19 protein-coding genes are annotated in these 21,070 nt (G+C 44.8%); 6 read left to right on the forward strand and 13 right to left on the reverse strand.

Annotated elements, in window-relative coordinates; translation table 11 throughout:
* Positions 1-53: 53 nt before the first annotated feature.
* The 9 genes from rlmB to kefG form a co-directional block, all read right to left on the reverse strand.
* Positions 54-794 (reverse strand): 23S rRNA (guanosine(2251)-2'-O)-methyltransferase RlmB, encoded by a 741-nt coding sequence (gene rlmB, locus CAG57_RS11340; protein WP_099610473.1) that lies wholly within the window; start codon positions 792-794, stop codon positions 54-56.
* A gap of 7 nt (positions 795-801) precedes the next feature.
* Positions 802-3,252, reverse strand: a complete 2,451-nt coding sequence (rnr, locus tag CAG57_RS11345; RefSeq protein ID WP_161428097.1) for a ribonuclease R — start codon at positions 3,250-3,252, stop codon at positions 802-804.
* Between the two features lie 327 nt (positions 3,253-3,579).
* Positions 3,580-4,215: a flagellar protein MotX gene (motX, locus tag CAG57_RS11350; RefSeq protein WP_099610474.1), complete on the reverse strand. Its 636-nt coding sequence runs from the start codon at positions 4,213-4,215 to the stop codon at positions 3,580-3,582.
* A 210-nt stretch (positions 4,216-4,425) separates the two neighbouring features.
* Positions 4,426-5,724, reverse strand: a complete 1,299-nt coding sequence (locus tag CAG57_RS11355) for an adenylosuccinate synthase (protein ID WP_099610475.1) — start codon at positions 5,722-5,724, stop codon at positions 4,426-4,428.
* A gap of 150 nt (positions 5,725-5,874) precedes the next feature.
* A complete protein-coding gene (locus CAG57_RS11360) occupies positions 5,875-6,786 on the reverse strand; it encodes an isoaspartyl peptidase/L-asparaginase family protein (RefSeq protein ID WP_099610476.1) in 912 nt (303 codons plus the stop codon).
* Positions 6,787-6,901: 115 nt separating this feature from the next.
* Positions 6,902-7,495: a peptidylprolyl isomerase gene (gene slyD, locus CAG57_RS11365; RefSeq protein ID WP_099610477.1), complete on the reverse strand. Its 594-nt coding sequence runs from the start codon at positions 7,493-7,495 to the stop codon at positions 6,902-6,904.
* 92 nt (positions 7,496-7,587) lie between these two features.
* Positions 7,588-7,788 carry a YheV family putative zinc ribbon protein gene (locus CAG57_RS11370; RefSeq protein WP_099610478.1) on the reverse strand — a complete coding sequence of 67 codons (201 nt, stop codon included), beginning with the start codon at positions 7,786-7,788 and terminating at the stop codon, positions 7,588-7,590.
* On the reverse strand, positions 7,785-9,590 hold the full coding sequence (kefB, locus tag CAG57_RS11375) for a glutathione-regulated potassium-efflux system protein KefB (protein WP_443083771.1): 1,806 nt from the start codon (positions 9,588-9,590) through the stop codon (positions 7,785-7,787). The genes CAG57_RS11370 and kefB overlap by 4 nt, the downstream gene beginning before the upstream one ends.
* Positions 9,580-10,131, reverse strand: coding sequence for a glutathione-regulated potassium-efflux system ancillary protein KefG (gene kefG / locus CAG57_RS11380; RefSeq protein WP_099610479.1), 552 nt, complete (start codon positions 10,129-10,131; stop codon positions 9,580-9,582). The genes kefB and kefG overlap by 11 nt, the downstream gene beginning before the upstream one ends.
* 394 nt (positions 10,132-10,525) lie before the next feature.
* Between kefG and CAG57_RS11385 the strand changes: the two genes are divergently transcribed.
* The 6 genes from CAG57_RS11385 (at position 10,526) to crp (ending at position 16,136) form a co-directional block, all read left to right on the forward strand.
* The gene (locus CAG57_RS11385) at positions 10,526-12,448 is read left to right on the forward strand and encodes an ABC transporter ATP-binding protein (RefSeq protein WP_161427000.1); all 1,923 of its coding nucleotides are present in this window, start codon (positions 10,526-10,528) and stop codon (positions 12,446-12,448) included.
* Positions 12,445-12,915 carry a TIGR02444 family protein gene (locus tag CAG57_RS11390; RefSeq protein ID WP_099610481.1) on the forward strand — a complete coding sequence of 157 codons (471 nt, stop codon included), beginning with the start codon at positions 12,445-12,447 and terminating at the stop codon, positions 12,913-12,915. The genes CAG57_RS11385 and CAG57_RS11390 overlap by 4 nt, the downstream gene beginning before the upstream one ends.
* Positions 12,916-13,007: 92 nt before the next feature.
* The gene (locus CAG57_RS11395; protein ID WP_161427001.1) at positions 13,008-13,973 is read left to right on the forward strand and encodes a hydrolase; all 966 of its coding nucleotides are present in this window, start codon (positions 13,008-13,010) and stop codon (positions 13,971-13,973) included.
* Positions 13,974-14,078: 105 nt separating this feature from the next.
* On the forward strand, positions 14,079-14,288 hold the full coding sequence (locus CAG57_RS11400) for a YheU family protein (protein WP_161427002.1): 210 nt from the start codon (positions 14,079-14,081) through the stop codon (positions 14,286-14,288).
* A 104-nt stretch (positions 14,289-14,392) separates the two neighbouring features.
* Positions 14,393-15,262, forward strand: coding sequence for a phosphoribulokinase (locus tag CAG57_RS11405; RefSeq protein ID WP_099610484.1), 870 nt, complete (start codon positions 14,393-14,395; stop codon positions 15,260-15,262).
* A gap of 241 nt (positions 15,263-15,503) precedes the next feature.
* Positions 15,504-16,136, forward strand: coding sequence for a cAMP-activated global transcriptional regulator CRP (gene crp / locus CAG57_RS11410; RefSeq protein ID WP_004394497.1), 633 nt, complete (start codon positions 15,504-15,506; stop codon positions 16,134-16,136).
* A 61-nt stretch (positions 16,137-16,197) separates the two neighbouring features.
* Here the strand turns inward: crp and CAG57_RS11415 are convergent, their stop codons facing one another.
* The 4 genes from CAG57_RS11415 to CAG57_RS11430 all read right to left on the reverse strand — a co-directional run bounded on the left by CAG57_RS11415 (position 16,198) and on the right by CAG57_RS11430 (position 20,892).
* Positions 16,198-16,995 (reverse strand): DUF1338 domain-containing protein, encoded by a 798-nt coding sequence (locus CAG57_RS11415; RefSeq protein WP_161427003.1) that lies wholly within the window; start codon positions 16,993-16,995, stop codon positions 16,198-16,200.
* A 35-nt stretch (positions 16,996-17,030) separates the two neighbouring features.
* Entirely contained in the window at positions 17,031-18,494 is a 1,464-nt protein-coding gene (gene astD, locus CAG57_RS11420) for a succinylglutamate-semialdehyde dehydrogenase (protein ID WP_161427004.1), read from the reverse strand.
* Between the two features lie 17 nt (positions 18,495-18,511).
* A complete protein-coding gene (astA, locus tag CAG57_RS11425; RefSeq protein WP_099610487.1) occupies positions 18,512-19,531 on the reverse strand; it encodes an arginine N-succinyltransferase in 1,020 nt (339 codons plus the stop codon).
* 149 nt (positions 19,532-19,680) lie between these two features.
* Positions 19,681-20,892, reverse strand: coding sequence for an aspartate aminotransferase family protein (locus tag CAG57_RS11430; protein WP_099610488.1), 1,212 nt, complete (start codon positions 20,890-20,892; stop codon positions 19,681-19,683).
* Positions 20,893-21,070 lie beyond the last annotated feature (178 nt).

Here is a 21,070-nt window from a genome sequence, read left to right on the forward strand (position 1 = left end):
GTAAAAGGCGCTAGAACCTCGCTTCTAGGTTCTAGCTAAAATTATAGCCTAGACTAGCTATGACCACGTTGGCGGACTGCTTCAAATAGGCAAATGCCTGTAGCAACCGAGACATTGAGGCTCGACACGCTACCCGCCATTGGAATTTTGATCAAATCATCACAAGTTTCACGCGTTAAACGGCGCATACCATCCCCTTCCGCGCCCATGACAATCGCTAAAGGGCCAGTGAGTTTACTCTGGTAAATATCATGCGTAGCTTCACCTGCGGTACCAACAAACCAAACCCCTTGCTCTTGTAGAGCACGCATCGTGCGTGCCAAATTGGTCACTCGAACTAAAGGGACAGTTTCTGCTGCGCCACAAGCCACCTTGCTTACGGTTGCCGTCATTGGAGCGGATTTATCTTTAGGGACAATCACCGCTGCAACGCCTGCGGCATCAGCATTACGTAAGCAAGCCCCCAAGTTGTGTGGGTCGGTAACGCCATCCAGCACTAATAACAAAGGCTGCTCATGCTGGCTCAAAATTTCTTCTAAGTCATGTTCATTGAGCGCTTTTGCCGGGCGAACTTTGGCGATCACACCCTGATGATTTGCCCCTTGTGCTTTGTCATCTAAGGCTTTACGCCCCATTTCCTGAATAGACACACCTAAACGCAACAATTCATTCAGTACAGGCAATAACCGGTCATCTTGGCGACCTTTTAATACATACGCTTCGATGATGCGCGCAGGGTCACGCTGCATCACAGCGCTGACCGAGTGAATACCATAAATTAATTCGTTACTCATGACTTACCTATTTCGATTTCGAGCGACTTTTTGCCGTTTTAGGGCCCAATTTAGCTTTCTGAGATTTATTCGGTTTAGCTCGTTTTCCTTTCGGGCTTTTTCCCGTTTCTTGTTCATCTGGGCGTTTAATAGGCTCTATCATCGGAACCGCTTTTGCACCACGATTAGCCGCCGCTTTTTTTCCTTTTGCTTTGGCTTTCGCTTCCACTGCGCGTTTTTTGGCAGTTTTTCCTTCGCCGCGTAGCTTACGACTAGTCTCGATTAATTCAAAATCAATTTGTCGATCATCTAAATTAACCGATAATACTTTGACCTTAACGGCGTCACCCAAGCGATAAATATTACCAAAAGATTCTCCGATGAGTCGTTGTCCTATTGGATCAAATTGATAGTAATCATTGGCCAATGTTGAGATATGTACCAAACCATCGATATGTAATTCAGTGAGTCGAACAAAAAAACCAAATCCAGTCACATTCGCGATCACGCCATCGAGTTCTTCTCCGACATGATCTTGCATATACTCACATTTAAGCCAGTCAGACACTTCTCGCGTTGCATCATCAGCGCGACGCTCAGTGGTCGAGCATTGTTCGCCGTAAAAATCCATATCATCAAAAGAATAATGATAACCACCAGTCGGTGTCCAACGATCCTGATTGCGTCCTTCTTCTTTGGCAATCAAGTACTTAATAGCTCGGTGCAGTAATAGATCAGGATAACGACGAATGGGTGAAGTAAAGTGTGCATAGCGTTTCAGTGCTAAGCCAAAGTGACCGGCATTGTCTGCATTATAAACGGCTTGTTTCATTGAGCGAAGCAACATAGTTTGAATCAATTCTTTATCTTGCCGCTCACCGATTTGCTTCATGAGATGCGCATAATCGGTCGGCGATGGCTCAAGCCCTCCTCCCAAATCTAAGCCAAGTTCGCCTAAGAAGTCTCTAAAGCCCATTAAGCGTTCTTCACCCGGAGACTCGTGAACTCGGAAAAGAGCAGGCTCTTTGGCTTTTTCAACCAAAGAAGCCGAGGCAATATTGGCCATGATCATACATTCTTCAATCAGCTTATGGGCCTCATTACGAATGACAGGTTCAATGCTCTCGATCTTACGTTGAGCATTAAAGATAAATTTGGTCTCAACCGTTTCAAACTCAATCGCCCCTCGCTGATCTCTTGCCTCTTTAAGTACAAGATACATCTTATGCAGCTCTTCAAGATGGGGGACTACCGCTTGATAACGCTCACGTAGCTCTTCATCCCCTTGCAAAATCTCATGCACTTTGGTGTAGGTGAGGCGGGCATGTGAATTCATGACGGCTTCGTAGTGTTTATAACCCGAGAGCTTTCCAGTGTCTGAAATCGTCATTTCACAAACCATACACAAACGATCAACTTGCGGGTTAAGTGAGCACAGCCCGTTGGAAAGAACCTCAGGTAACATAGGTACCACTTGTGAAGGGAAATAAACCGAGTTGCCTCGATTAATGGCTTCTTTGTCTAACGCACTATCTGGACGAACGTAGTAACTGACATCAGCAATCGCCACCCATAAACGCCATCCACCCCCTTTTTTCGCTTCACAATACACGGCGTCATCAAAATCTCGCGCATCTTCACCATCGATCGTCACCAGTGGTAAATCGCGTAAATCGACTCGCCCTTGTTTAGCTTCTTCTGGCACCTCTTCGCTAAAGTTTTCAACCTGCTTAAGCACTTCTTCAGGCCACTCGTGAGGGATCTGGTGAGTTCGAATAGCAATTTGGGTTTCCATGCCGGGTGCCATATTTTCACCAAGCACTTCAACCACTTTCCCCATCATGCCTCGACTACGTGAGCCGCGATCGGTAATTTCAATTACCACCACATTACCCATCCGAGCGCCTTCGCGGTGTTCGTTAGGGATTAAAATATCTTTATGGATGCGCGAGTCATCCGGCACCACATATGAATAGCCATGTTCCAAGAAAAACCGACCAACAATCTGAGTCGTACGCGCTTCCAAAATACGTACCAAGCGCCCTTCTTTTCTTCCTCGTTTATCGGTGCCCGTTGGTTGAACTAAAACAAAATCGCCATGGATCAAAGTACGCATTTGATGATGAGGTAGTAAAATGTCGTTTTCTTTATTAAGGCTACCTTCCGGGCGAACCCAACCATGGCCATCTTTGTGACCGATAACGACCCCTTTTACCATTTCTAGTTTTTCGGGTAGGGCATAACATTGACGACGGGTAAAAACCAATTGGCCATCGCGTTCCATCGCGCGCAAGCGACGACGCAGGCCTTCGTATTGATCTTCACCATTAAGTTCAAGCGCGGCAAATAAGTCATTACGATTCATCGGTACATTGGCTTGAGTAAGAAATTCTAAAATGTATTCTCGGCTTGGAATAGGGTTTTCGTAGTTATCAGCTTCACGATCCGCAAAAGGATCATTATGGGTATTATCAGACATAGGCAGACCTGCTATTTTAGGAAGGTACATAAAGTATATCCTACTGTGTTCTTAAGCTTAATAGCTAATCCCAACCGGCAGAAGCGTAACAACTTTGTGTATTACGTGACCGGAATCAAGTTGTCACTATAAATAACGAAACCTTGAATCGTGAGTATGATGACAGGATGTTGAGAGAAAGTGGTAAAGCGAGCGTTAGACGCTAAGTAGGAAATAATAAGATAGGATTGAGTATTAATAATATTCTATTTCTATCACTTACTGCATGACAATCATCCAGTAAGCGGAAGAATCATAGAGTTAAAAGCTAAGATAAACAAGCTTTATTTACCAGAAGCTGCCACGCCGCTTAGCACGAGCAATAATATTTTCTGGCATTCTCATTTCTAATCCCTGTCGTAGCAAGGTAATCCGGTTGTGGGTTCGTTGATCAGCGCTGACAGAATTATACAGCCAACGATAGGCATCTTCGTAATCGAGCGGGCTACCATGATCTCGGAGTAAAAGTTCAGCCAAATGAATACGAGCATTTAAATTTCCCATCGCCGCGGCTTCGCGTAAATAGGGAATCGCACGTTCTTTGTCTTGCTGTACTAAAGTTCCTCGCGAATAGTAACGACCAAGTTGCTCTAGAGCCGTAGGTAAACCTTGATGCGCCGCGCTTTCCATATAATATAAACCGAGCTCAACGTCTTGCTCGACACAAACCCCCCATGCCAGCATATCACCATAAAGAAATTCATAAGCAGGCAGGCTAATCCGTGTTGCCCGAGCAACAATGTCTTCAACTAACTGGCAATGATCTGCTTTAACTCGCGTTAAATGTTTATTTTGTTCAATCAGTTTGATTAGCTCAGCTTCAGAATAAATCGGCACGGGCTCTCCGACATCCGCCACGTTAGCGTGACTGAACGCAGAATGTAATGCAAAAAATAATGAAGCAACTACCGTACGTAGTTTCATACAGGCACTCTTAGTTAACTTCGATAGCCACCATAATAGTATAGTGTGGCTACGCACAAAGATTTAGTTTGATCCTTATATCGGCCAGTCGATAGCAGGCTTTAACAAAAGTTTCCTTTAGGCGGCAATTTTTTGCCTCTCAATAAAACTCGTTCTACGGCCTATAAAAAAAGCTGACTCATTGGCCAGCTTTTATGTTTTAAAACGGAGTTACACGTTAAATGGGTGCACTTTGATAATAGTTTCGTTGCGATCTGGGCCGGTGGAAATAATATCAATCGGTACGCCAGTCAACTCTTCAATACGCTTAATGTAGTTAAGTGCTGCTTGCGGAAGATCCGCCAATGATTGCGCACCGAAGGTATTTTCTGACCAACCTGGCATGGTTTCATAAATAGGCGTCACCGCTTCAAAAGCGTCCGCCGCCATTGGCGAAACCTGAGCGACAGAGCCATCTGGCATTTGATAGCCGGTACAGATTTTTAGCTCTTCAAGCCCATCCAACACGTCAAGTTTAGTCAAACAAAAGCCAGTCACTGAGTTAATTTGAATGGCACGTCGCATAGCGACCGCATCAAACCAACCGCAACGACGCTTACGCCCGGTAGTGGCACCAAATTCATGGCCTTTCGTGCCCAGATGATTACCGATATCATCATCTAATTCTGTTGGGAATGGGCCCGCACCAACACGAGTACAATAAGCCTTAGCAATACCAAGAATATAGCCTAAATGACGAGGGCCAAAACCAGAACCTGCCGCGACACCACCAGCCGTCGTATTAGAAGAGGTTACATAGGGATAAGTACCATGGTCGATGTCCAGCAATGTACCTTGAGCACCTTCAAACATGATTTTATCACCACGCTTACGAGCAGCATCAAGTTCATCAGTAACATCAATCACCATAGCAGTGAGTAGCGCTGCGTAAGATTCAACTTGCGCTAACACATCATCATAACTCACTGGTTCTGCTTTGTAGAAATGCTCTAATTGGAAGTTATGGAAATCCATCACCTCTTTGAGTTTTTCAGCAAAGGAAACCATATTGAACAAATCACCAACACGCAAGCCACGACGCGCGACTTTATCTTCATAAGCCGGGCCAATACCACGACCTGTGGTACCGATGGCTTTTTTACCACGAGCCGCTTCACGGGCTTGGTCAAGCGCAATGTGGTAAGGGAGAATCAAAGGACAAGCTTCAGAAATGAAAAGGCGTTCACGAACGGGAATGCCACGCTCTTCGAGAGGTTTCATTTCCTTGATGAGTGCATCCGGTGAAAGTACGACCCCGTTACCGATAATGCATTTTACATTATCACGGAGAATACCGGATGGAATTAAATGAAGAACGGTTTTTTCACCGTCGATAACCAGAGTGTGCCCAGCATTATGACCGCCTTGGTAGCGAACCACATATTTAGCATCTTCTGTTAAAAGGTCTACGATCTTACCTTTACCTTCGTCACCCCATTGGGTGCCTAGAACGACAACGTTATTTCCCATCTTTCCAAATCTGATTGCTAGTTAAAAAAGGATTCTAGCACCGAATTTCCTTTCTTGCAGTCCTTTTTTAGACGTATTCCTACCCAGTTCAAAGAACATAAGTCACCGGCGAAAGTAACGGCTTATTTGCTATGATTTTGTCTTGATACCTCATTCATCCGGATCAATGTGAATACGACATTCACCTTGTCGGTTAATACTCGCGCGATACATTGTCGGCCCATTCACTGCAAAATAAATCTCTCCTTGTCGATCCAACCCAACCACTCCTGCTTGAGGCTGTAAATCTCTTTGCATCACGCTTGCACACGCTGTTGCCATATCCTCCTTTAAATAACGCATTCTGGCAGCAATTTCACTGGTGGTTCGGTATTTGACTAACTCCTCCCGTGCACCAAAAGCCGATAAAGCAACCTCGTTGTTATCGACCAAAGCACCAACACCGAGCATCGCCGCTCCCCCAACTTGACCACACGCTTTATCACAAACACCACCAGTACTGGTGGCCGCCGCTAAATCACCGAATTGATCAAGAGCGACTGCGCCAACAGCGCCAATGGTTTGCTCACTAGGCAGGAATGGTGCGGCATTTTTAATAGCGAATAATTGCTGGTAACGAGGTTCCGTAAAAAAGTAGTCTTGTTCGGTATAATGATGCCCGAGCTTAAAAGCAAATGCTTCTGCCCCTTCACCAATCAAAAACTGCTTACCCTTTTTCAACACATCACAGGCAAGGGTTATCGGATTTTTGATATGTCTAAGTCCAGCGACAGCGCCTACAGCATGAGATTTTCCATACATCACCATCGCCTCCATTTCGACCATTTCTTGGTGAGTAAGTACCGAACCTTTACCCGCATTGAAGAGGGGAATATCTTCCAAAACTTTAACCGCTTCGACCACCGCATTTAACGCATGATGACCGTCTAACAACTGTTGGTAACCTGCTTGCACGGCACGCTCTAAACCGTTAGTGATCTCTTGTCTAACTCGCTCATCCATCTTCGCCTTTACCAACGTTCCGGCACCCGCATGAATAGCAATAGCAAAAGGTTGGCTCATTCAAACCTCCAGATAAAAACAAAGCGTTAATCGCTTTGGCAATTAACGCTTTTTACATCAGTCCACCACACTTATCGACATGATGATATGGGATAAGATAGTTTGATAATGTTGATTAATGGGAACCGCAGTTACCGCCGCCACAACAACCATCGTTTTTACCATGATGATGTCCGTGACCATGGCCTTCACCACCACAACAACCACCTTCATGGTCGTGATCGTGGTCATGACCACAACCGCCTGATTGGTGGATATGACCATGAGCTACTTCATCTTCAGTAGCAGCACGTAAAGCAACGACTTCAACATCAAACGTCAATGTGTGGCCAGCGAGCATATGGTTACCATCAACCACGACTTCATCACCATCTACTTCAGTAATTTCAACTGGGATTGGACCTTGATCAGTATCCGCTAAGAAACGCATACCAACTTCAATTTCATCGACGCCTTGGAATACTTCGGCAGGAACACGCTGTACAAGCTCGTCACTGTGTTCACCATAAGCGTCTTCAGGAGCCACTGTTGCGCTGAATTTATCACCGGCAACTTTGCCTTCTAATTCACGCTCAAGGCCTGTGATTAGGTTGTTGTGACCATGTAAGTACTCCAGCGGGGCTTCCGCTGTGGATTGGTCTACCACAATGCCATCTTCAAGTTTGACTTGGTAGGCAATGCTAACAACCACGTTTTTTTCAATTTTCATAACGGCTCCAAGGAGGTTGGTTTGGTTCTCTCACATCAGTTGGAAAAAGAGTGAGTTAAGCAATATTATGGCGATTATACACAGAAACTCAATTATTCTGGCTTAAAAATCCCGATCATTTGTCCATCTGCGTGCACAGTTTTAGTCACCGATTGCGGTTTTCTCTGTTCTATGTAGTGGCACTCGACACACTCAACCCATTCAATGTTATTTTCTATCCACCAACGAAGGGTGTCTTGCATTTGACATTGCGGGCAATTCGCGCCAGCAATAAAGCGTTTTTTTTCTTTCACGGCTTAGTCCTACTTTTTTCCCAATCATCTCGGGTTTGGCGATCATTCGCCATTTCACGGCTAAAAATCTCTTCTAATTCTTTTCGAGCCTCTTTGGTTCTTAACGTTAAAGCTTTGTCGTTGTTATGTTGAGGTAATAATTCTTTTAGCATCACGGTATCTAAACGACAAAAATGAGCTTGCGCACGCTTGGCTTGATAAGGATGCATGCCAAGTTTTATCAACACTTGACGCCCTAAATCTAATGCACCTAAAAACGTTTCTCTTGAGTAGCCTTGGATACCTTGATTCAGTAACTGATACGCCTCAACCCGGCTACGGGCTCGAGCGAGAATGCTCAACTGAGGAAAATGTTGCTGACATAACTGGGTAATGCGCATCACTTCATCGGGATCATCGGTACAAATTACTATCGCCTGTGCTTGTTCTGCCCCTGCCGAACGCAGTAGTTCTAGATGAGTTGCATCTCCATAGAACACCTTATAACCGTACTTGCGTAGTAGTTTGATTTGACTGGCATCATTCTCTAATACAGTGATTTTAATTTTATTGGCATACATTAATCGACCCACAATCTGACCAAAGCGGCCAAAACCGGCCACAATAACTTGCGGAGTCTGGTTATCAATCGTGCTCTCTGGCTCTTCTTCCGGGCCATTTAAGGTCTGATGATAGTAAAAGATTTGGAGTTTGAGCAGCAATGGGGTTGTCATCATCGAGACACTGATCACTAAAATCAGTAATGCTGATTGATCAGCCGTTAATAAAGCCCCCTCCGTAGCTGATGTTAAAATCACAAAACCAATTTCTCCACCTTGACTTAAGATTAAAGCACTACGGCTACGCGCTTTAGAACGTACTTTAGCCATTCGAGCTAAACCATACATGATCGTCATTTTGATACTGATTAGCCCCGTCACCAGTAGACCAACCAGCCACCACTCTTGCCATAAAAGGGTCATATTCACCGACATCCCCACCGCGATAAAAAATAACCCCAAGAGCAAGCCTTTGAAAGGCTCAATTGCTGTGCTGAGTTCATGACGAAATTCACTTTCAGCCAGTAGCATGCCCGCTAAAAAAGCGCCTAATGCCATTGATAAACCGAGCTTTTCCATCAATAAGGCCATCGCTATCACTAACAATAGCGAAGCGACGGTAAATAGTTCGCGCACTTGACTATTGACGACCCAACGAAATAAAGGCTGTAATAAAAAATGTCCTGCGATTAATAGCCCAATTACCCCCGTTAACATCCAAACTAATGGTAGGCTTTCGCCGGTTTGTTGCCCTGAAAATATGGTGACTAAAGCTAAGGTGGGTATAACCGCTAAGTCTTGAAATAAAGAGACGGCAAAGACCGTGCGTCCTGTGTCACTCAAGGTTAAACGCATTTCATCAATGGTACGCAGTGCGATTGCGGTCGATGATTGAGCGAGGATCAGCCCAATACAAAGACTCACAGGCCAAGGGAAACCGTATACCCACAAGCCACTCGCCAGTATGACGCTAGACACTAGCATCTGTGAGCCACCTAGCCCGAGGATCGGCCCTTTCATACGCCACAATCGCTTAGGGTTCAGCTCTAACCCAACTAAAAATAGCAATAGCACCACACCAAATTCGGCAAAGTGTAAAATTGCATTCACGTCATTAATGAGTTTTAAGCCCCAAGGTCCAATCACTATCCCAGCAAGTAAATACCCTAAAATCGCCCCAAGGCCTAGCCGCTGAGCAATCGGCACCGCGACCACAGCGGCCATCAAAAAAATCACCGAACTAGATAGCCAATCAGTCATCATGACATAACCCTTCTAGCCAAGAGACATATTGTGCGGCATGTTGTCGGCGTTCAGCATCACTGATATGCCTTGCCCAATAGATCACCAATGGGTCAATCCACTGCATACGACATAATGCTGCGGTTAATTCAAACGGCTGCAAAATGTCACTCAATGGATAACGATTGTAACCTTGCTCACTAAAAGCCTCTTGTTGTCCTCCGACGGTAATCACACTGCGCCAATATTTACCCCGCAACGCACTTTCAGGCCCAAAAGCGAAACCTTTGCCTAACACCATATCCATCCACTCTTTCAGTAAAGCTGGGCAAGAATAAAGATAGAGTGGATGCTGAAATACAATGACATCGTGAGCAAGTAGTCTCTGATGTTCGCGGTGAACATCAATGAAGAAATCAGGATATGTTGCATAAAGATCAATAAGTGTGACATGTGGTAACGTCGCGATGTGCTCGATCATCACCTGATTAGCCACCGAATGATCCGGATCAGGGTGAGCATAAATAACTAAAACCTTTGGCTTAACATCAGCCTCGCTCATTCTTAACTCCCTCGATAAGCAAATGAAGCGTAAAATACAGCACTCTCTTCCTAGAGCCTGTTCTTCCTACGGTCTGTTGACCTTTCTCGATTAAATTTTGTTCAAGATAAAAACCACACGTTTTAATAAAAAGAATACATTAATTAATCACTTTTTATTAACAAACTATATATCAAAACAACTTAAAGTTGCAGATTAACCGCAAGTAAATCATGGCTCATAAAGATAGATGAGGGGGAGCATTGGGATAAAAACCATCGCCAATAATATTGAGATTCAAATACAAAAGCGATAAGCATCATAAGGACATACGAATGTATAATGTTCGACATTTATCCTGATTGCCCCTACTATTCGCGACGACACAATCACGGCTAACTAGATACGATTTATTATGATTACCTTCTCTGACATTCAGTTACTTCGCGGTGGGAAACCTCTCCTTGACCAAGCTTCTGCTACCATTCATCCTGGCGACAAAGTCGGACTAGTCGGAAAAAATGGCTGCGGTAAATCGACATTATTCGCTCTGCTCAAAGACGAACTATCCATTGATGCTGGATCGTTTAGCCTGCCTGCACATTGGGAAATGGCTTGGGTTGCTCAAGAAACACCAGCGCTTGAGCGTCAAGCCTTAGAGTATGTAATTGATGGCGATAGAGAATACCGTCAACTGGAAAAACAACTCAGTGAGGCTGAACGATTAGATAACGGCACACGAGTGGCAGAACTACATGGGCAAATCGAAACCATCGGTGGCTATAGTATTAAAGCTCGAGCTTCAGAACTGCTTGATGGATTGGGCTTTAGCCAAGAGCAGATGGGGTGGAACCTCACTCAATTTTCTGGTGGCTGGCGTATGCGTCTTAACCTTGCTCAAGCTCTTATTTGTCGCTCTGACTTACTATTACTTGACGAGCCCACTAACCACTTAGATTTAGATGCCGTGATGTGGTTAGAACGTTGGCTACAAAGTTATCCCGGTACCTTATTATTAATCTCTCATGATCGTGATTTTCTAGATCCAATCATTAATCGCATTATTCATATCGAAAATCAGCAGCTTAATGAATACACCGGAAACTATTCCTCTTTTGAAGTCCAACGTGCTCAAAAACTGATGCAGCAGCAAGCACAATTTCAAAAACAACAAAAACAGATGGCTCATATGCAGAGCTATATTGATCGTTTTCGTTATAAAGCATCTAAAGCACGCCAAGCCCAAAGCCGAATTAAAGCACTCGAAAAAATGGAAAAAGTGCTGCCAGCACAATTTGATAACCCCTTTAGTTTTGAATTTCGAGAGCCCAGCGCCTTACCCAATCCTATTTTAATGATGGATAACGTCAGTGCAGGTTATGGCGATCATCTTATTTTAGAAAAAATTCGTCTTAACTTGGTTCCCGGTAGTCGCATTGGTCTGCTTGGCCGTAACGGTGCGGGGAAATCCACGCTAATTAAACTGCTATCAAGCGAGCTAACCGCTCTAGGGGGCGATCTCACTTATTCTCAAGGAGTCAAAATTGGTTATTTTGCTCAGCACCAACTCGAGACCTTACACCCAGAAGAAACGCCACTACAACATATGATGCAGCTTGCGCCTGAGAAAACCGAATTAGAACTACGTAATTATCTTGGTAGCTTTGGATTCCATGGCGATAAAGCACTCGAAAAAGTTGCCCCTTTCTCGGGGGGTGAAAAAGCACGCTTGGTGCTGGCGTTAGTGGTATGGCAAAAGCCAAATCTGCTACTGCTTGATGAACCAACCAACCACTTAGATCTAGATATGCGCCAAGCTCTCACACTGGCTTTACAAAGTTTTGAAGGCGCGATGGTGATCGTCAGTCACGATCGTTATTTACTACGAGCCACCACCGATGATCTTTATCTGGTTCATGATCGACAAGTCGCACCTTTTGATGGCGATCTGACCGATTACTATAAATGGCTCACTGATCAACAAAAAGCTGCACGTAAAGAAGCACAAGTAGCTCAACCCAATAAAGACAGCAGCAATAGTGCGGCCGCCAAAAAAGAACAAAAGCGTCGAGAAGCCGATTTTCGTAAGCAAACGGCACCAATTCGCAAAAAACTGACACAGCTCGAAGAAAAAATGGATACGTTGAATGCAATTTTAGCTCAAATGGAATTCACGTTATCTGATACCACCTTATATGACGCGGAAAATAAGGCTAAACTGACAGAGGTACTCGCCACACAAGCCAGTAGTAAATCTGAATTAGAATCGGTTGAAAGCGAATGGATGAGCGAACAAGAAAACCTCGAACAGATGGAACAGGAATTCAACAGTCAATGAATGATATGCACGCCACGTCTTTACTGACCCTGGAAAGCCTATGGCAATTCAGTTTACGCTATTACAGTGTTCGAGAAGTCAAAGAGGCGTGCTTATGCTTGCAAAATCAGTTTCATGGCAATGTAAATTTACTATTGTTGCTCAAATGGTTAGATGAGAAACAACTGACCTTCCCTGAATCGGCTTGGGCAACAATTGCCAGCGCATTAGCGCAAACTGAAGATCTTATCGAACATTACCGAGAACTGCGTCGTAAGCTAAAGTCTCACCTACCCGATACACTATATCGCGAAGCCCTACAATTTGAATTGCAGATAGAAAAACAGCAGCAAGCCGATCTCATCGCCTGTATTCATCAGCTCCCAATGACCACATCAAGCGAGATACCCCTCACTACAAACTACTGTCAGCAGCTAGGAGCATCACATTTGAGCCAACGATTCTCGTCCCCCGTCAACATCGGCTAAAGCAAAGCAAGCCGAACATCATGGTTCTCGTTAGGAAGGGCATATGACTTCGGTGTATACTGGCGCGATAAATTATGAGTTAGGGTCAAATAATGCATCCATTCGTTGCCGCCAGCGGTTTACAAAACCCACACTTACAAACACTGCTCCCCCGTTTCATTCGCAAAAAGGCACGGTTTGAACCCACGTGGCAAACGCTCGATACCCCCGATGGTGATTTTCTCGATCTCGCTTGGAGTGAAGCGCCGGGCACAAAAAAGGCGCAAAGCAAACCTATTTTTATTCTATTCCACGGTTTGGAAGGCTCTTTTTATAGCCCTTATGCCAATGGATTAATGGATGCCTTTGCCAAACAGGGCTGGCTTTCGGTCATGATGCATTTTCGCGGCTGTAGTGGTAAACCGAATCACTTAGCTCGTGCTTATCATTCTGGAGAAACTGCAGATGCCCGCTGGGTACTTGAATATTTACGCCAACAATTTCCCCAACAACCGATTATCGCTACCGGAGTATCCTTAGGCGGTAATATGTTGATCAATTACCTTGCGGATTATCAAACGGATCCCATTGTTACCGCTGCCACGGCCATTTCAGCTCCTTTGGACTTAGCCGCTTGCTCACAACGTATTGAACAAGGTTTTTCCAAACTCTATTGTCGTTATTTGCTCTCATCATTAAAACGCAACGCGTTGAAAAAGCATCGCTTACTCCAAGACACACTCGGACTTTCAGAAAACGGTATTCAACGAATCACAAAACTGTATGACTTTGATCAGCTCATTACCGCCCCACTGCATGGTTTTAAAAATGCGCATGATTACTATCAACGCTGTTCTGGTATGCAGCGATTGAAAGAAATCCGCACCCCAACCCAGATCATCCATGCCAAAGATGACCCATTTATGACCGATGCCGTCATTCCTAAATTTTCGCTGCCCGACAATATAGATTATCGACTATTTACCAATGGTGGCCATGTCGGATTTATCTCCGGCACCCTCACACAACCGGAGCTTTGGTTAGAAAAAGCCCTCCCCGACTACTACGCAGGGCTGTAAGCCTTTTCATTCGCCTGACCACAAAGCTCGCTGTTTATCACTTTTATCATTCTAAAACGGTGGCTCACCGATTGATCTTCGAACATAAAATAAATTGAGGTATTTATGATCGTACCTTGGCAACAGATCGCCAATGAAACCTTAGAGAATTTAATCCGAGAATTTGTATTAAGAGAAGGGACAGACTACGGTGAAACAGAGGTGAGCTTGCAAGATAAAATCGAGCAAGTAAAGCACCAACTGGAAACAGGAGAAGCGGTGATCGTCTATTCAGAATTACATGAAACGATCGATATCAAAAGTAAAATTCGCTAATTGAGTGTGAATCTGCCATTTTCTGCGGCGAATTTTCCATGATATAGTGAAAACTAACAACACGGTCGCTGTGACCTGTTGAGGATTTATAGACAAGGTTTGTCATGTCAGCAAAATACCCTATTATTGCCGTCACTGGCTCTTCAGGCGCAGGAACCACCACGACATCAGAAGCATTTCGGAAAATGTTCAATATGATGAACATTAAACCCGCTTGGGTCGAAGGAGACAGTTTTCATCGTTTTACCCGCCCAGAAATGGATATTGAAATTCGAAAAGCGCGTGAACAAGGTCGCCACATCAGTTATTTTGGCCCACAAGCGAATGATTTTCCCGCGCTACAAGAATTTTTTCGGGAATATGGTAAATCAGGTACGGGTCAAATTCGCCGTTACCTGCATACGTTTGATGAAGCCGTTCCCTATAATCAAATGCCCGGTACCTTTACCCCGTGGCAACAGCTGCCTGAAGATACTGATGTATTGTTTTATGAAGGACTTCATGGCGGAGTTGTCGATGGCGAAATCAATGTTGCGCAGCATGTTGACTTTTTGATAGGCATGGTACCGATTGTCAATTTAGAATGGATTCAAAAATACGTTCGAGATACCCGTGATAGAGGTCATTCGCGAGAAGCGGTCATGGACTCCATCGTTCGCTCAATGGATGATTACCTTAATTACATCACGCCACAATTTTCTCGCACGCACATTAACTTTCAACGTGTTCCAACGGTTGACACTTCTAATCCACTGAACGCCAAAGGCATTCCTAGCTTAGATGAAAGTTTTGTGGTGATTCGACTGCGAGGGATCAAGAATGTCGATTATCCTTATCTATTAGCGATGATAGACGGTTCATTTATGTCTCGCCACAACACCATCGTTGTCCCCGGTGGAAAAATGAGCTTTACCATGGAGTTAATCGTTCGACCACTACTGCAACAGTTGATTGAATCGGGCAAAATTGGTTAATCATTCCGTGCTAATGACGATTACTTTTCATACCGTGATCATGTGCACACTTTTGCTTAGATTATCCGTACTTTGATACGATTAAAATCAAGAAATCGCCTGAGAAAAAGGATACTATTCCATACCGAACACAAGATAGCTTGCAGCAATTAGGAAGTCCTCTTATTCTAGTTAACCCATTAAGGCTTCGCTAAAATATATGGACAGCAGCGAGCATACCCTGCAGAGGAAGTGAGATATTATGGTTCTAGGTAAACCTCAAACCGACCCAACACTAGAGTGGTTTCTTTCACATTGTCATATTCATAAGTACCCTTCTAAAAGCACGCTGATTCATGCGGGCGAAAAGGCAGAAACTTTGTACTACATTGTCAAAGGGTCTGTTGCGGTACTGATTAAAGATGAAGAAGGTAAAGAGATGATTCTTTCTTACCTTAACCAAGGTGATTTCATCGGCGAGCTTGGTTTGTTCGAAGAAGATCAAGAACGTACCGCTTGGGTTCGAGCTAAATCGCCTTGTGAAGTGGCAGAGATCTCATTTAAAAAATTCCGCCAATTGATTCAAGTTAACCCTGATATTCTGATGCGTTTGTCAGGCCAAATGGCCCGTCGTCTGCAAGTCACCAGCCAAAAAGTTGGCGACCTTGCCTTCTTAGACGTGACTGGTCGTATTGCGCAAACGCTTCTCAACCTAGCAAAACAACCTGATGCAATGACTCATCCTGATGGGATGCAAATCAAAATCACTCGTCAGGAAATTGGCCAAATCGTCGGTTGTTCACGTGAAACTGTGGGTCGTATTTTAAAAATGCTGGAAGAGCAAAACTTAATTTCAGCACACGGCAAAACCATTGTCGTTTACGGTACCCGCTAGCGATATTAAATAACAGATGCACAAAGCTACTTTATTCATTTTAAAGTAGCTTTTTATTTGGTCACGACTTTCTATCTGTGCTCTCAAAAATTTTATCGGCAGAAGCGGCAACAAAGCCTTGATAGAGTTGTCCATTTACCATTGGATAACGTTTAGCAAATTCATAAAAACCACCAGGAATCACTTCAACACCTTCGTGAAACGATACTGGCACCTTATCGGCCATGGTCGAGGACTGTTCTAGTAATACTTCTGGGGTTCCTTTCACTTCACCGCCATGTTCGTTAATGGTGAAGCCTGCCTGACGTAAATGGTCATTGACCGCTTTAACCTGATTGAATGCCTTGAGCTGATTCACACTGACCGTAAAGTGATTTGCCCCATAGCCATGAGCCGCTAACCATGCCGCATATTCGCTCTCTTTGGCTAAGATTTGATAATCAGCAAACGAGAGATCCCATAGACGGCCTGCGTAAAGAAAGTCGACATGATCAAAACGAGACGTATCCACTTGAGCCACTAACTTAGCGACTATCGCTTGTAACTCAGCTGAACACGCTTCAACTTTTAATTCACTAATAAACACTTTCGGCTGCTTAGGATCTGAGTGCTCGTAATGCTTAGCGACTAACTTTTTGCTCTCAAACAAATAATCACCACACGCTTGATAACCTAAGGCTAGAAAAGGCTGAGCTAAAGTATTCATGCCCAGCGGTGCGATATTAAAGGTTCGTAAAGCAATATGGTCATTGATTAGCGGAAAACCTTCTTGTAGTAACTGATGCACTTGCTGCGCAGAAGGACAAAGTCGTGTGGTGTAATCAGCCCATAAGGCTTGGAATAATTCATCAACAGTCATAGCGTCTCCTTATTTTTACCCAACCATTTACTCGTTTATAGGATAAGCTCGATCCCAGGCGCTAAAGTCGTGGGCAATTGTGTGCTTTCCCCTTCCATCGAAGCCATAGGATAAGCGCAATAATCTGCCGCATAATACGCACTAGGACGTAAGTTTCCAGAAGCACCGGGGCCACCAAAAGGCGCATCACCACTGGCTCCGGTCAATGGGCGGTTACGGTTGACAATTCCGGCACGAATATGATCGATAAAATAGCGCCACTCTGTATCGTCGGTAGAAATCAGCCCCGCAGACAACCCAAAACGAGTCTGATTCGCAAATGCGACAGCTTGCTCGAACGTCTGATAACGGACCACTTGCAGCAATGGGCCAAAATATTCTTCATCGGGTAAATTATCGATTTCCGTCACATCAAGAATGGCGGGAGTAACAAACGCAAAATGAGTCAACTGAGCCGCCAACAATGGCTTAGCTCCGAGCGAACATAAATGTTTCTGTGCTTGAATCATTGCCCGTGCTGCGGCAACCGAGATTAACGGCCCCATAAAAGGAGCAGGCTCGGCAAACGGTTCATCAATGATTAAATTGGCCGCAGTACTAACCAACTTCGCTAGCAGTCGATCGTCAGATTCATCAGCAGGAAGATACAAGCGACGAGCACAAGTACAACGCTGCCCTGCACTAATAAAGGCAGATTGAATAATAGTATAAACGGTGGCATCAATCTCACCATACTGCTTCGACACCACCAACGGGTTGTTACCACCCATTTCTAATGCCAACATTTTCTCAGGTTGACCAGCAAACTGACGGTGTAAGAGATGGCCAGTATTGGCGCTCCCCGTGAACAGTAATCCATCAATATTCGCAGAACTTGCTAGCGCAATGCCCGTCTCTTTACCACCTTGCACAAGGTTCAGCACACCATCGGGTAATCCCGCTTGTTGCCAAAGCTTGGCCGCTAATTCGCCACACCAAGGTGTTTGTTCTGAAGGTTTAAATACGACCGTATTACCCGCCAATAAAGCCGGAACAATATGTCCATTCGGTAGATGAACAGGAAAGTTATAAGGGCCAAATACCGCCATGACTCCCAGCGGGCGATGACGTAACACTAGTTGACTTCCCGCAGTTGCACGGTGTTGTTCCCCTGTGCGATCTTGATAAGCCCGAATGGAAATGGCAATTTTTCCCGCCATCGCTGCAGCTTCAGTGCGTGCTTCCCATAACGGTTTTCCGGTCTCTTTAGCGATGATTTCTGCGATATTTTCACTATTGGCTTGAACAAGATCAGCAAAGCGGAGCAGGATTTGCTCTCGCTCATGATAGGGACAATTTTTCCAACGAATAAAGGCCGAACGGGCCGCTGCAATCGCTTGCTCTACTTGAACTTGACTCGCACTATTTCCTTGCCAAATTACGCAACCGTTATATGAACTGAGTGAGGAAAAAACCTCTCCATCACCAGCTAACCATTGCCCATTAATCCATTGTGTCATGATCTTGCCCCTTTATTTTATTGCGCTAGAATCCGCAACCAGTCTCCTTGCTCGACCTCTAGTACTTTCGCGACGTCAGGTGTAATGATCACCACCTCACGTTCTCGGTTATAGCCCGCCTTGGCTGCCGTTGCCCGAAAATTCTCAAAGGTACAATTACACATTAAGTAATCTTGCCCACTAGCATGGCGAGCCACTTCAACTCGAGCCCGTACGGAGTGACGCACAGACTCAATGTGACGAAGGTCACATTCTACTGTTGGGCCGGCATCAAAAATGTCGACATAATTACGACAAGTAAACCCCTCTTGTTCAAGCAAAGCTAATGCTGGTCGAGTATTGTCATGCACTTGCCCGATCACCGCTTGCGCTTCTGGACTGAGCAAGTTGATATAAATCGGTAGCTTTGGCATCAAATCAGCAATAAAACCTTTTTTACCAATACCGGTCAGATAGTCAGCCAGTGTAAAGTCAATCGAGAAAAAGTGCTGTTGTAACCACTGCCAGAAGGGAGAGTTACCCTTGTCATCCGAAACGCCGCGCATTTCCGCAAAAATAGTTTGCGAGAAGCGCTCTGGATGCTCTGCCATCATTAAAAAACGGCTTTTCGATAACAAACGGCCATTTAAGCCTTGGCGGTAAGGCTCACGTAGGAATAATGTACATATTTCACTGCACCCAGTGTAATTATTGCCAAACGTCAACAGTTTAACCGTATTATGCACCCCCAACTTATGAGATGAATGGACAATGGTACTGATATGATAGGAATAACTCGGGCGATCCCAACCAACAGCCGCTTCAATTCCGGTTGTCCCCACCACCTCACCCGTCTCTGAATCCACCCCAACCATCAGATAGCCTTCATCACTCGGATATAACACCTCTGCTTTGGCAAAGCTATATTCTGAGTGCTCGATGCGTTTCGTTAGCAGTTCTTGATTGACCGGCAATGAAGTAAAGCCATAACCGGACTCTACCGCACAAGTATGTAAAGCGTCGAAGTCTGAGATGGCAATTGGACGAATAACTAGCATCAATATTCCCTCCTGACGCATGAAGAATCTAGGGTTTGTTGACCTTTCGCGATTAAATTTTGTTCGAAAGGTCAACTGCCCCTAGGGAGAGAGATGAAACCTAGAGGCACACCCACCGGCTCCATGGTGGATGTAGTGAATCAAGCGATCTAAACCAGTGAAGCAATCGCTTGATCCAATTTTTCCAAACCAAGTTCGATCTCTTGCTGACTAATAATCAGCGATGGGGTAATGCGTATTACACTGGCTCCCGCCACCAAGATCATTAAACCTTGTTGACCGGCTGCGACAAGAATCTCTCTTGCTCGGCCTTGCCATTGCTCATTAAGCTCGGCACCAACCAATAGACCTTTCCCTCGAATTTCTTTAAAAACTTGATACTTATCGTTTATTTTAGCCAAACCTTGACGGATCCATTCGCCACGCTTAACAACCCCTGCTAGCGTCTCTGGCTGACTCACAATCTGCACGACCGCTTCTGCAACGGCACATGCTAATGGATTTCCACCATAAGTTGACCCATGCGTACCGACACTTAAATGTTTTGCCAGCTTATCGGTCGTCAACATTGCGCCAATGGGGAAACCTCCTCCGAGCGATTTGGCCGTACTAAGAATATCAGGTTTCACACCGATACCTTGGTAGGCATAGAAATCTCCCGTACGTCCATTGCCCGTTTGAACCTCATCAAAAATCAGCAATGCATGGTGTTTATCACAAAGCTCTCGTACGGCTTGAATAAATGGAGCAGAGGGTGAAATTAGACCACCTTCACCTTGTAAGGGTTCCATCATCACAGCACAGGTACGATCAGAGATCTGCGCTTGTAATGCACTGATATCATTATAAGGAAGATGGGTGACATTGCCCGGCTTCGGGCCAAAACCATCGGAGTATGCGGCTTGCCCCCCAACCGTGACGGTAAAAAAGGTTCGGCCATGAAATCCCTGAGTAAAGGCAATAATTTCTGATTTTTCTGGGCCAAAGTTATCCGCCGCATAACGGCGAGCCAACTTTAAGGCGGCTTCATTCGCTTCCGCGCCTGAATTAGCAAAAAAAACTTTTTCAGCAAAGCTGAGCTCAGTTAACCGCTTCGCTAAGCGTAAAGCTGGCTCATTAGTCATTACATTACTCAAATGCCATAACTTATTGGCTTGGTCTGTCAATGCTTGAACCAAAACGGGATGACAATGGCCCAAGCAACTGACCGCAATACCGCCAGCAAAATCGATATATTCACGCCCTTGCTGATCCCAGACTCGGGAGCCTTGACCTTTGACTGGAATAAATTCCATCGGGCTATAGCAAGGTACCATCACCTCATCAAATAAAGCACGATCCACATGTTTTTCTACCGTCATCACAGATTCCCTCTCGATACTACATGCCAAGCAGCGCAACGATGGCGTGACAAAATCCCCATAAAAGATTTTGTATTGCATTCTAGCCTACTAAGCATTTTATTTACAAAATATTAACCAATTCAATAGTGAATTATGCTTTTTAACTGTCTATCAAACAGACTAGTATGACCCAATG

Source organism: Vibrio sp. V30_P3S12P165 (assembly GCF_009904905.1).
Lineage (GTDB): Bacteria > Pseudomonadota > Gammaproteobacteria > Enterobacterales > Vibrionaceae > Vibrio > Vibrio fujianensis.